Raw genomic sequence first — 12591 nt, forward strand, 5'->3', positions numbered from 1 at the left:
CATGTCAAACCCGGCAAGGGCGGAGCTTTCGTGCGCACCAAACTTAGAAACCTGCTTACAGGAGGCATGCTGGACCAGACCTTCCGCTCCGGGGAAAAAGTAGCCAAGCCCGACCTGGAGTCCAGGGAGATGCAGTATCTTTACCATGACGGCACCGCTTATGTATTCATGGACATGGGTACCTACGAGCAGCTCATGATCGACAATGAAAGCATGGGGGAGAAAGGGGGCTTTCTCAAGGACGGACAGACCGTCAAGGCCCTAATTTATCGAGGTAATCCCATAGACATCGAGATTCCCGTGGCGGTTGTCCTGGAGGTGGCGGAGACCGAGCCGGGTATGAAGGGTGACACCGTAAGCGGCGGCAGTAAACCTGCAAAACTTGAAACAGGTATTGTTGTCAACGTACCTCTGTTCATCAACCAGGGCGAAAGAATCAAAGTCGACACCCGCACCAGAGAATATATGGGCAGGGAATAGGCAGACTTCAGAGCGACTTATGGACGGCAGCAGGCTTTACAGGGAAATACCAGGGGTTATATTTTTGTTTGCGGCCCTTTTTATAGGGGTCAGCCTGGGGGGATATTCTTCCCTGGACCCTACATTCAATCAGCAGGTGGGATCTGAATACTCTGTGGCGAATCCCGCAGGCAGCGTAGGCGCTTATTTGGGAGGTTCCCTGGTGGAGCTTCTGGGAATGGGAAGCCTGGTGGTGCCGGTGTATTTTGTTTACCTGGGGCTTTATCTTTTCTGGCCGGGACTGAAGCTGGCCTGGTGGCGCTGGCTGGGAATGCTTTTCTGTTTTGCCGCCCTTATGGTCTGGGCCGAATTCCCCTGGGTCAAAACCTACACTCAGGACCTGGACATAAGCGGGGGAGGCTTTGCCGGCAGTCAGCTGTACCTTGTGGGTTATTCGGCCATGGGTTTCTGGGGGATACTGATTGCGGGCATCTTTTTGACTCTGGTTGGCATCCAGCTGGCCACGGGGGTCTCATGGGGAGGCGGTCTTTCCAGGCTGGCTGCTGCTGTTACCTTGAACAGAGGTGATGATTCTGGAGATTATTCAGGTCCCCGGAATATTTCAAAGGAATCTGGAAAAAAGCAGGGCGATTCCGGATTTAAAAAAGGCAAAAAAAAAGCTGAGCCTCTCCTGCCGGCCTCTGCCACAAGTGCGGATAACATCGATTTCAGCAGGTATTCGCTGCCTCCCATGGAGTTTCTTACCCCGGCGCCTGAAGGAGATCAAAAAGTAGACCAGACGCGCCTGGAGGAGATTTCCCAGGCAGTCAAATCCAGCCTGGAGGATTTTTCTGTGCAGGGAGAGGTGCAGCGCGTGCAGCCCGGGCCGGTGGTAACCATGCTGGAGTACAAGCCTGCCCCGGGAATCAAGATCAGCCGCATCTCCAATCTGCACGATGACCTGGCCCTGGCCCTGAAGGCTTCTGCAGTGCGCATCGTGGCTCCTTTGCCTGGCAAAGATACCGTGGGTGTTGAAATTCCCAATGACAACCGCCAGATGGTTTACCTGAAGGAGATCCTGGATTCTGGTGATTTTGCTCGCTCCAAACATAAGCTTCCCCTGGCCCTGGGCAAAGACATACAGGGTCGTCCCAGGGTGGAGGATTTGGCCCGCATGCCGCATCTGCTGGTGGCCGGAGCTACCGGGGCGGGCAAGAGTGTTTGTCTCAACAGCCTTCTTTTGAGCCTGCTTTTCAAGTTTTCACCGCAGGAACTGAGATTTTTGCTCATTGACCCCAAGCGCATTGAACTGGCTGTCTACAATGACCTGCCGCATCTGGTGCACCAGGTGGTCACGGACATGAGCCTGGCCAAGACCGCCCTGGACTGGGCTATCTACGAGATGGAAAGCCGCTATGACCGCATGGCCGCCCTGGGAGTGCGCAACATTGAAGGTTACAACCAGAAGCTGGATTCCTTCAGGGACAACCCTCCGGAAGGTTTTGAAGACCAGGAGTCCATGCCCTACCTGGTTATCGTGGTGGACGAGATGGCGGATCTCATGCTCACAGCGGGCAAGGAAGTTGAAATGGGTATTGTCCGCCTGGCGCAACTGGCCAGAGCCGCCGGGATTCACCTGATCCTGGCCACTCAAAGGCCTTCGGTGGATGTGGTAACAGGCATAATCAAGGCCAACTTTCCCTCCAGGATAGCTTTCCAGGTGAGTTCCAAGCACGACTCGCGCACCATCCTGGACAGCGTGGGTGCTGAATATCTTCTGGGGCACGGGGATATGCTCTTCAAGAGCGGGGGAGGCCAGCTGCAGAGAATTCACGGGGCCTATGTCCAGGAGGATGAGATCGCCTCGGTGGTGCAGTTCTGGAAAAACAAGGCCGGAACCCAGTTTGAACTAAATTTCAAAGAGTGGAAAAACAGTGAAATTTCTGCAGAGGGACAGGATTTCGAGTCGGATCCGGTGGTGGATGATCCCAGGTATGCCCAGGCAGTGGAGTTTATCCAGGAGCAGGGCAAGGGATCAATCTCTCTGATTCAACGCCGCTTCAGAATCGGCTACAACAAGGCGGCCCTGTTTATAGAGCAGATGGAAAAAGACGGTATCCTGGGACCGTCGGAAGGCAGCAGGCCCAGGCAGGTGCTCAAACCCAAATAGCTGGAGCGCAGTGCAGCATTTCCAGACCCTGTCCCCCAAGGGCCTTTTGCCCTGGCAGAAGTTCCTGCTGGCTTATATCCTTGGCATCTGGACCCTCAAATACCCCTGGGCGGGCCTGTTGGGCCTGCTTCTTGTCCTGGTTTTTTTCCCTTTTAAAGACCTCCAGCGCAACTTGATACTGGCGCTGGTTTTTCTGGTTGCTTTCCTGCTGGCCTGGTTCAGACTGCCCCAGCTTCCAGGGGATATTCCAGAGCCTGTTGCTGCACAGGAAAAGGTTTGGCTGCAGGCAGAAGTACATTCAGTGAGCTACCAGCCCGGGGACAGGCAGAGAATAATTCTCAAGGATCTGCTCATCGAACCGGACCGGGAGCCGGTTGAGATGCCGGGCAAGCTTGTTTTTACCTGGCAGGAGGCCCCGGTTAAGGCGATCCCAGGACAGAAGCTGCAGGCCCATATCAATATCAGGCCGGTCCGCGGCATGGCCAATTTCGGGGTCTGGAACAGCGAATTCTACTGGCAAACCCAGGGGGTTTTCTGGAGGAGTTTTGCCCGGGGAGAGCATTTCTGGCACCGCCTTGAGGGTGAAACCGGGACAAGCCACGTCCTGCGCGACGGGCTGAAGGAAAGCGCCCTGCAGGGGCTTTATCTCCAGGGGCTGGACCAGCAGACAAGACTCAGGGTACAGGCAATGGGGCTGGCTCTTTTTTTCGGAGACCGATCCATGCTGGAGCAGGAGGTGCTGGAGTGGGTGCGCCTGGCTTCGCTGGCTCATACCCTGGCGTTGTCAGGGCTGCACCTGGGCATTATGGCCGGAATGGGTTTTTTGCTGGCCGCAGGCATTGGGTACGCTTTTCCGCGTGTATATCTTGTTTTGCCATATATGAAACTGGGGATAGTCCTGGCAGCCCCCATATGTATCGTGTACCTCTGGATGGGGCAGTTTCAGCCCACCCTGATCCGGGCCGGGATCATGCTGGCCTGCTGGGGCTGGTACCTGTTCGCCAACCAGCGCAGGGTGCTTCTGGACGGGCTTTTCATGGCCGCGGCTTTAATTACTCTGTACAATCCCTGGGCCGTCTTCGACATCAGGCTGCAGCTCTCGGTGATGGCAGTGGCCGGAATCGCCCTGACTATGCCCTTTGTGGAGCGATTATTCAACAGCATGAAAGCCAGGGGGGGGTCCCGGGTCTTCAGATATGTTCTGGGACTGGCCGGGGTGACCCTGGCCGCCAACCTGGCCCTTTTGCCCATCCAGGCCTGGACATTCAACTATCTCAGCCCGCATCTGTACCTGAACCTTATCTGGCTGCCGGTGCTGGGGTTTCTGGTGTTGCCGGCGGGTTTTGCAGGTATTTTTGTTTCCATGATTCCGGGTGTTTCCTTTATTGGAGACATACTGCTGGGTCTTTCAGGCCACCTGCTGGGGCACTTTATTACCCTTTTGCAGTTTATGAACGACAGGGACCTGCTGCATCCGGTAATAACCTACCGTCCCTCCTGGGCTGAGATATATGCTTACTACCTGGTCCTGGGAATGTTGATTTATTTCCGGCACATAGAGTGGAGAAAAGAACGTGTCCTGCTTGGCGTGGGAATAATGCTCTGCCTGGTGGCCGTACCCTGGACAGGGCAGCTGCAGCCTGAAAGGGTGACCATGAGAGTGCTGGACGTGGGACAGGGTCAGGGCGTACTCCTGGTGCTCCCTGGTGACAGGCGGATACTGGTGGACGGGGGAGGCAGCTGGAACCCGGATTTTGACCTGGGCCGGGCCGTGGTGACACCCTCCCTTACCTGGCGCAACAGACCCAGAAGTCTGGATAAGGTCATTCTGAGTCATGCCCACGTGGATCATTACGGAGGATTGATCTATCCTATGAGTTATCTCGGGGCAGGGAAGTACCTGCATAACGGTATCTGGCCCGAAGGTAGCGGCTTGAAGCGCCTGCAGGGGGCAATTCAAAGACAAGACATAAGTAAGAGAGAGCTTTTCAGGGGAGACGCTCTTGACCTGGGGCACGGGGTTTCTCTGAAGGTTTTGCATCCTCAGGACCCGGAAAATTATGAACTGTTAAACGACTCATCCCTGGTGCTTCTTCTTGTCTGGCATGAGACTCCCCTGGCACTGATACCCGGAGATATTGAAGCAGCCGGGCTGGATGACCTGCTGCAAACCGGAAAGGACCTGAAAGCCCAGGTGGTTATGGTTCCGCATCATGGCAGTCAAAGCAGTGCCCAGCCCGAATTTTACAGCCGGGTGGCCCCTGAAATAGCAGTGGTGTCCCGGGGTTTCATGAACAGGTTCAGAGTGCCGCACCAGGAGGTCCTGGACATAATCCGGGAGCAGGAGATCAGGATGTACGACACTGCCGTACACGGGGAGGTGGTCATTTCCTGGGACAGGCCAGGAGCAGACCCCCGCATTCACTGGGCCAGAAGCCGCACAGGCCCAAAAGGCGTCCCTTACTGGTATTAGGCGCTTAGCACAAATTTCAAACCAACATGTTGTTTCATTTTTAAAGCAAGCCAGAAGGTTATGCCCACGGAACACACGGAAGGGCACGGAAGTTTTAAGCGCTACGAGGCAACGCATATTCCGTGAAATTCCGTGTATTCCGTGGGCAGTCTCTTTTGCCCTGAAGGGGCCACTTTTTCCGTGCAAGGTCGCGGAAGAAGCCTAGCGACCAACCGGCAACTCCGTCACAGAAAAAAGAATAATTTGAGCAATGGCAGGGTTTCAGCGCTTGGTACTGGGACTGTTCCGCATGTATTATATGTCACTGCCGGGGTTGGGGCCTGCGGCGGTTCAACAGGCCGTCCACATCCAGGGGTGGGCATTTGTCCTTGTGGCGCTTAAGCTCGAGTCCCTGTGCGGGGCACCTGTTCACACACACTCCGCAGCCCATGCAGGAATCCTGTGAAACATCGGGGCCTTCACCGGAGATGGTGATGGCCTGGAAAGGGCATATATCGGCGCACTCACCGCACTGGATGCACAGTTCCTGGTCCAGTTCTGCTACATAACCGGAAGAGGCCAGCATGGGGACCCCGTTTCTGTGGGCCTGCATGGCCCCGCAGCAGCAGGAGCAGCAGTTGCATATGGCGTAGAACCTTCCCAGCATGGCGTCCTTGAAAAAGGCATGCTGTACATGGCCCCTGGCATGTTCCTGTTCCAGGATCCGGCAGGCCTCTTGCGGGCTGACGCTGCGAGCTTTTCCGGGGTGGTGTTCCAGGATGAAGCCTGCAAAGGGTTCGCCTGCTATGAGACAGACTTGTTGAGGTTCGCACGGATTCGGGCTGGAAGCCCTGCAGGGGCACTGCAGGGCCACGATGTGTCCGGGATTGTTGAGCACAATCCGTCTGGCCCTCTCATAGGGAATGATCTGCTCCAAGTCCCCCAGGTCCACGCTTTTGTTGATCTGTATCAGCCTTCCGGCCTCCTGTACCGGCATGACCTTGCCGTGATATCTGTTGGCGAACCTGATTCCGGCCCGTGCTCTGGCACGGGATCTGTCGGCCCTGGAAAACATTCTGGCAAATGCGAGCATTTTGGAGACATATTTCGCCAGGGCATGCCTGCCGGTGGCCATGGAAATATAAAAGTACGGCCAGCGCCCGTATACATATCCATGCAGCCTGGAGACGAGGCGGTCGTTGCCGTCCCGGGGTTTTTCGGTGAAAAAGGCCCGGGTAGAAGGCTGAATCCACTTTTTCAATCCATTACCTCTCTTGATGTGTTATTGAGGCCGTATCTGTTCAGCGCATTCAAGGAAAGCAGGGGACAGGCACCCCCAAACCTTTTTCTAAAGGAAAATTGACAGGTTTAAAAAAATAAGTGCGGGGAGAGCCAGTCCCCATGCCAAATGCAAAGCGCTCAACAGATACAATTAACTTAATCAAAAAATAAACCATTAAAAAAGACTTGATTTTAGATAAATTATCCTTTACCTATTGCGGAATTTATATCCAAAAATATCTGTTCAGCGGTTTTCAGGAAAGCAGCGGGCAGGCACTCCGGTACCCGCTTGAACCTGATTTCAAAAATTCTGTTTTCTGGGACAACAAGTGGCTTCCTGCCCGGAGTGGGGCCGGAAGATCCCTGCCCCAGGCCACATATAAAGCGCTTTAGCACTACAGCGACTTTGTGTAAATTAATGCCTCGGCCACCGGAGACAGGCACCCCGCACTTATTTTTAAAATCCGTCAGTCTTCTGTAAGCAAAATAAGTGCGGTGAGCCAGTCCCTTTCCAGTTGAAATATAGTGTCGCTGTAGTGTTAGAAATACTCCATAATAAGCAAAACCCTGGTCACTTATGAAAAAGATTATTTTCGTTACATTTTTATACCTGTTTGTACTGGCCGCACCTTTGAACTCCTCGGAGTTTGCACATCCGAGGGCGGCCGAATCTCAAATGTATCCTCAGTCAGGTGAAGTCCAGGAAGTCAATGAGCTTACGGATAACCTCTCATTTATCTCCGCGGGAATGGTCAATAAACTGATGGACTTGCTGGGAGAATAGCACACCCTCTGCAGCCGGTATAATAACCAGGAACACCTGGATTCCAGACCTGCCTTTATGTCTGACAAGTATTTATTCATATCAGGCTGGGCCGGGTATCCCGATTTCTTCCCACGCCTGAGTTCAAGAACCTGCTTTGTCCTGCCTTTTGTTACTCACACTGAAACCGGAATAAAAACTCTATTAAAGTATTCCTGGGATATGGTCCTGGGCTGGTCTCTGGGGGCGCATTTGTGCCTGCAGAATCTGGATGTCATCCAAACAAGGCATCTTTGCCTGATAGCGCCGTTTCTTGATTTTACCAGGCATACCCCATTATCCAAAGTACAGGAAATGCTGCAGGGCATGCAGGTAAACCCCGAAGTCACTGTGCGCTGGTTCTGGCGCAGAGGCGGCATAAAGTACGGCCCAGGTATACCCCGGGAAGACCTGCAAGGGCTTGAAGCCGGCCTTCGATACCTTGTGCAGCCAAAGGCCCTGGAACTGAATGAAAATGTCACTTATCCCGACACGATCATTATTCATGGGACAGGGGACAGGATTGTCTCCCGGGCGGCTGCAATGGAGGTGCACAGGGCCCTTTTGGGAAGCAACATCTTCTCTGTCCCTGAAGGTCATTTCATCCCTGAAGAAATTATATCTGAATTAATCAATGAACATACAGGTGCAAAAATACTTTGACCGGGCATCCGGCACGTATCTGGAAGAGGCTGTCATCCAGGAGGAGGCCGCCAGGCAGTGCGCAGAAAAAATACCCCGGACAAGGTATCACAGTGTATTGGAAATCGGGGCTGGTGGAGGTTTTTTGACCCGCCATTGCCTGAGCAGGATCCAGGCCGGTATTTATGCGGCCATGGATATATCCGGGCACATGCTGAGGCTTGTGCCCCGGGACAGGTTGTCGCCGGTGCTTGGCAACGGAGAGATTCCTCCCTTCAAAGATGCCTCCCTGGACCTGCTGGTGAGCTCATCGGTAATGCAGTGGTATGTTGGGGGGGCAGACAGCATGGCCCGCAATCTAAACCTGTTGTCCAGGGGCGGTTTTTTTTCACTGTCGCTTTTTGTTGCCGGGACCTTCAGGCAGATGCACCACGCAAGCTGTCTTTCAGGCTTCGGTGCGGTCTACCCCCTGCCCAGGGTCAAGGAGTGCCTGGCAGCCTTGTCTCTAGCCGGGTTGGAATATGAATCCAGGGTAAAAAGTTATACAAGGTATTTCGATTCGGTTCAGAGCTTTTTAAAAAGTCATAAGGGCACCGGGGCCGGGTATACAGGCAGAAGACCTGCATTCGGCAAACAGCGTTTCCGGGAATTCTGCAGCAGGTACCTGGAAATATACGGCCTGGATGGAAAAATACCTGTGGATTACCGGGTGCTGTATATATGGGGAGAAAAGAAATGAGGCAGGTGTACAAGTACTACACCGGTTCCAGGCCCAGGTTCCGGATAAGTTCAAGATCCTGATGCACTCCGCGTCCCTTGCGAGTCAGGTAATTGCCTGTCATAAGCCCGCTGGCTCCTGCCATGAATACCAGAGGATGAAGCTCTCCCAGGTTTTCCAGCCGCCCGCCGCAAATGATGATTTCCTGTCTGGGCAGCATGAAGCGAAGCATGCAGATGATCTTGAGGCAACGAAGGGGTGTTAATTCATTATAATTTTCCAGGGGAGTGCCCGGTATGGGAACCAGAAAATTCACAGGAACAGCGTCCACCTGCAGTTCTCTTAAGACCAGGGCCAGCTCCAGTACGTGGGCGTCGGTCTCGCCCATGCCGAACACGGCTCCGCTGCAGACAGAAAGACCGGTCTGTCCGGCCAGGCGCACAGTATCTAGACGCTGGGAGTAACCGTGGGTGCTGCATATGGCAGAGAAGTATCCCGGAGCGGTCTCCAGGTTGTGATGGTAGCGCTTCAGGCCTGCATCTTTCAGTGTTTGAAGGTGCTCTTTTTCCAGAACTCCCAGAGAAGCACAGGGGTAAATTCCTTGAGAGCTAATATCTTTTACAGTTTGCGCAACCCTCTGTATTTCGTCAGCGCTCAGGGACCTGCCGGAAGTGACCAGGGAAAATCTGCTCACCCCCAGAGAGGCCATATCGCGGCCTTCAAAACCTAACTCGCGGCTGTCTCTCAGGGGGTAGTGGCTGATATGGGTGCTGTGGTGGGCAGACTGGGCGCAAAATGCGCAGTCCTCGGTGCATTTGCCGGACTTGGCATTGGTTATGGAGCAAAGCTTAACCCTGAATCCTGCAAAATTGCGTCGCAACAGTTCTGACCCGGGAAAAAGCCGGTATGTTTCAGAGTAGGGCAGATCCAGCAGGACTCTTTGTTCTGAGTCTGACAGGGTGTTGCCCTGGGCGGTTTTGATGGCCAGGTCCAGGAAGTATTGCATGCCTTATTCAAAGTATTCCCGAAATTTTGATTTCAGCTGAGCCGGGTTCATGTCTGACATGGGTCGTACCTGGGCCAGGACCGGTGCCCGACCAAAGTGTTCTATGGCCTGAACATGGTCTATACATGGTCTCCCGTTAAGGATGATTCCCATAATTTCCAGGCGATAAAGGCGAAGGACGCTGATGGTCAACAGGGCGTGGTTTATTACGCCCAGCCTGTTGGGGGCGACAACCAGGACCGGGAGGCTCAGGCTTTTGACCCAGTCTATCAGAAGCGTTTCATCATTTAAGGGCACCATTATTCCTCCGGCACCCTCGATGATCAGTGGGCCTTTGGTAACAGGGATATGCATAGAGCCGGGATCAATGCGGATACCCATACGTTCTGCAGCCAGGTGCGGGGAGAGAGGGTCTCTCAGGGTGTAGGTCCCCGGCATGATTCTTTCGGTTGCAAGGCCTGCCCAGAAAGCCACCAGGTCGCTGTCCAGCCCCTCTTCCGAACCGCTCTGCACCGGCTTCCAATAGGAAGCATCAAGGCCTGCAGCAAGCAGGGCGCATATTACTGTCTTGCCAACCCCGGTATCGGTACCTGTTACAAAAAAACATTCCGGAAAATTCAACGGTCCGCCTACCTATCTGCTTACCCGGAGCTTCTGACCGGGATGGATGGGCTCATCAGGACCCAGGTCATTCATTTTCCTGAGCTCATCAGCAGATAATCCGTACTTGAGACCTATGCGAAAAAGGTTTTCCCCAACCTGTACCTCGTGGTAATCATGTTCGTCTTCTGTATCCGGCTCTTCAGCAGGTTGCGGCCTTTGTACAGGCTGTGGGTCCGGCTGCCGGGCAGGTGCTGCCGGGGCTTCTTTCTTCAGGGCGGCCAGTTGCTGACGCATATCGTCAATGTTCTCGCGCTGCACCTCCAGCCTTCGATTCAGGTCCTGTGAATGGGTCCAGGTTTCGGAAACAGCCAGCTGTCTTTCCTGTGACTGTTGCTCAATGTCCTGCAGACGCTGGTCCATGGCATCCAGCCGGTCGGAGAGTTCCTGTATTTCCTTTGAGGAAACATCCCCTCCTCCCCTGGCAAAGATAACCACCAGGATGATGACCAGGACAATACCAGCCCCTCCGGCAATATAGGATATCAGGTTGTCCGGAGGTCGGCCCAGGCCGAATTGTTTGCGCCTGGGGTTTTTACCTTCTCTGGTCTGATCTTCATCCAGATCCTCCAGTTTGCTTAACCAGCTTTTCTTTTCCACGGTACACCTCTGTTTTGTGAGAAAGTCAATCAACGAGTTTCCATAAAGTGATAATACAGGTCTTTGTGTACTGTCGTCAAGAACCAATAAGCTTTGCAGCCTTAAGCATGGCCGATGTCAGTCTGCTCAGGTCCCGGGATTCCATTATATAGGGGGGCATGATATAAATAAGGTTTACAAAGGGCCTGATCCATACCCCTTCACTAACGAAGAGTTTCTGGATTTCTCCCACAGGGACCTGCTCATGCATCTCCAAAACACCGATGGCCCCCAGCACGCGTACCTGACGCACTCCATGGATGTGCTGTCCGGGCATGAGTTCGCTTTGCATCTGTTCCTGGATGCGGGCTGTTTTTTCTTTCCAGCCGGAATCCAGAAGGAGCCGGATACTGGCCAGGGAGACGCTGCAGGCCAGGGGGTTGGCCATAAATGTGGGGCCGTGCATGAAAACTCCAGGGTCGCCCCTGCAGATGGTTTCGGCGATTTCATAGGTGCACAGGGTGGCGGCCATGGTCAGGTATCCCCCGGTCAGGGCCTTGCCCAGGCACATTATGTCCGGTGTGATACCCGCGTGTTCGCAGGCAAAGAGTTTGCCTGTGCGGCCGAAGCCGGTGGCGATTTCGTCGGCGATAAGAATCACCTGATATTTACGGCAGAGCTCCCGTATCCGGGCCAGGTAGTCCGGCGAATACATGCGCATTCCCCCGGCGCCCTGGACTACAGGTTCCAGGATGAACCCGGCCAGTTCCTGGTGGTGTGCGGCCATGATCTCTTCCACAGCCTGGAGATCGTCCGGGGCGCACCTTTCGCCAAAAGAGCACTCCGGGGCCGGAGCAAAGATATTTTGTGGCAGAAAGCCCGAATACATGCTGTGTATCCCGGTATAAGGGTCGCTGACTGACATGGCCCCGAAGGTGTCACCGTGATAGCCGCACATAAGGCATAAAAATCTCTTTTTGGAATCCTGGTCCTTCGCCTGCCAGTACTGCAAAGCCATTTTCAGGGCCACCTCTACGGATACAGATCCTGAATCGCAGAAAAAGACCCTGTCCAGGCCGGGAGGGGTAATACGGACAAGTATCCCGGCCAGGTCTATGGCTGGTTCATGGGTAAGCCCGCCGAACATTACATGGGAGGTCTTCTCGGACTGTGTGGCCAGGGCCTGGTTGAGCACAGGGTGGTTATAGCCATGGATCATGGCCCACCAGGAGGACATGCCGTCTACAAGTTCCTGTCCGCTTGCAAGCCTGATGCGCACACCTTGAGCAGATTCCACCGGGTAGACCGGTAGAGGGTCCAGCAATGAGGTATATGGATGCCAGATGTGTTCGCGGTCGAATGAAAGCTTTTTTTCCAGGTCCATGGATGCTTGGGTTTCTAGGTGGCAATTGAAAGTATGTACCTGCGAGTCGGTTAACACTACAGCGACGTATCTGTTTAGCGCTTTTATGGAAAGCAGGGGACAGACACCCCCAAACCTTTTTCTGAAGGAAAATTGACAGGTTTTAAAAATAAGTGCGGGGAGAGCCAGTCCCCGCAGGTCAATCATAAGTTTCGCTGTAGTGTTACCGAGTTTTCTGCAAAGTATCTGTTTAGCGCTTTGCATGTCACATGGCTTTCTGCCTCTAGGCATACAGCCCGGAGGGGGACTGGCTCTCAGCACTTGTTTCTGAAGCAAGATTGACGGATTTTAAAAAATAGTGCCGGGAGAGCCAGTCCCCCGAGGTAAAATATTTTTTTCTCTGTAGTGCTATTATCAAACAGCCTTAAACGAGCTGGAGCCAGAGAGTGGAAATACTGC

At 53.9% G+C, this 12591-nt stretch carries 11 protein-coding genes; 6 read left to right on the top strand and 5 right to left on the bottom strand.

The window, feature by feature from the left end; translation table 11 throughout:
• From efp to QZP87_RS13805, 3 genes are all read left to right on the top strand, one after another.
• Positions 1–480 (top strand): elongation factor P (efp, locus tag QZP87_RS13795; RefSeq protein ID WP_291323501.1); only part of this gene is annotated, 480 nt, incomplete at its 5' end.
• A 19-nt stretch (positions 481–499) separates the two neighbouring features.
• Entirely contained in the window at positions 500–2629 is a 2130-nt protein-coding gene (locus QZP87_RS13800) for a DNA translocase FtsK (protein ID WP_291323502.1), read from the top strand.
• 10 nt (positions 2630–2639) lie between these two features.
• Entirely contained in the window at positions 2640–5102 is a 2463-nt protein-coding gene (locus QZP87_RS13805) for a DNA internalization-related competence protein ComEC/Rec2 (RefSeq protein ID WP_291323503.1), read from the top strand.
• A gap of 301 nt (positions 5103–5403) precedes the next feature.
• Here QZP87_RS13805 and QZP87_RS13810 read toward each other — a convergent pair whose 3' ends face one another.
• On the bottom strand, positions 5404–6342 hold the full coding sequence (locus QZP87_RS13810; protein ID WP_291323504.1) for a 4Fe-4S binding protein: 939 nt from the start codon (positions 6340–6342) through the stop codon (positions 5404–5406).
• A gap of 597 nt (positions 6343–6939) precedes the next feature.
• Between QZP87_RS13810 and QZP87_RS13815 the strand changes: the two genes are divergently transcribed.
• The 3 genes from QZP87_RS13815 to QZP87_RS13825 are packed head-to-tail and all read left to right on the top strand — an operon-like array spanning position 6940 to position 8545.
• Positions 6940–7146 (top strand): hypothetical protein, encoded by a 207-nt coding sequence (locus QZP87_RS13815; RefSeq protein ID WP_291323505.1) that lies wholly within the window; start codon positions 6940–6942, stop codon positions 7144–7146.
• Between the two features lie 57 nt (positions 7147–7203).
• Complete coding sequence (locus QZP87_RS13820) at positions 7204–7827, top strand: hypothetical protein (RefSeq protein WP_291323506.1); 624 nt, start codon at positions 7204–7206, stop codon at positions 7825–7827.
• Positions 7799–8545: a methyltransferase domain-containing protein gene (locus QZP87_RS13825; protein ID WP_291323507.1), complete on the top strand. Its 747-nt coding sequence runs from the start codon at positions 7799–7801 to the stop codon at positions 8543–8545. The genes QZP87_RS13820 and QZP87_RS13825 overlap by 29 nt, the downstream gene beginning before the upstream one ends.
• A 16-nt stretch (positions 8546–8561) precedes the next feature.
• Here the strand turns inward: QZP87_RS13825 and bioB are convergent, their stop codons facing one another.
• From bioB to bioA, 4 genes are all read right to left on the bottom strand, one after another.
• Positions 8562–9530 (bottom strand): biotin synthase BioB, encoded by a 969-nt coding sequence (gene bioB, locus QZP87_RS13830; RefSeq protein WP_291323508.1) that lies wholly within the window; start codon positions 9528–9530, stop codon positions 8562–8564.
• Between the two features lie 3 nt (positions 9531–9533).
• On the bottom strand, positions 9534–10151 hold the full coding sequence (gene bioD / locus QZP87_RS13835; RefSeq protein WP_291323509.1) for a dethiobiotin synthase: 618 nt from the start codon (positions 10149–10151) through the stop codon (positions 9534–9536).
• Positions 10152–10163: 12 nt separating this feature from the next.
• The gene (locus tag QZP87_RS13840; RefSeq protein ID WP_291323510.1) at positions 10164–10790 is read right to left on the bottom strand and encodes a LysM peptidoglycan-binding domain-containing protein; all 627 of its coding nucleotides are present in this window, start codon (positions 10788–10790) and stop codon (positions 10164–10166) included.
• 76 nt (positions 10791–10866) lie between these two features.
• Positions 10867–12153, bottom strand: coding sequence for an adenosylmethionine--8-amino-7-oxononanoate transaminase (gene bioA / locus QZP87_RS13845; protein ID WP_291323511.1), 1287 nt, complete (start codon positions 12151–12153; stop codon positions 10867–10869).
• Positions 12154–12591: the final 438 nt, after the last annotated feature.

The sequence above is a fragment of the Desulfonatronospira sp. genome, assembly GCA_003563255.1.
Taxonomy (GTDB): Bacteria; Desulfobacterota; Desulfovibrionia; order Desulfovibrionales; family Desulfonatronovibrionaceae; genus Desulfonatronospira.

Bases quoted from the DNA above. Each gene is read 5' to 3' on its own strand.
- QZP87_RS13800 (WP_291323502.1), top strand. From the start codon at position 500: ATGGACGGCAGCAGGCTTTACAGGGAAATACCAGGGGTTATATTTTTG.
- QZP87_RS13815 (WP_291323505.1), top strand. From the start codon at position 6,940: ATGAAAAAGATTATTTTCGTTACATTTTTATACCTGTTTGTACTGGCC.
- QZP87_RS13820 (WP_291323506.1), top strand. From the start codon at position 7,204: ATGTCTGACAAGTATTTATTCATATCAGGCTGGGCCGGGTATCCCGAT.
- QZP87_RS13825 (WP_291323507.1), top strand. From the start codon at position 7,799: ATGAACATACAGGTGCAAAAATACTTTGACCGGGCATCCGGCACGTAT.
- bioB (WP_291323508.1), bottom strand. From the start codon at position 9,530: ATGCAATACTTCCTGGACCTGGCCATCAAAACCGCCCAGGGCAACACC.
- bioA (WP_291323511.1), bottom strand. From the start codon at position 12,153: ATGGACCTGGAAAAAAAGCTTTCATTCGACCGCGAACACATCTGGCAT.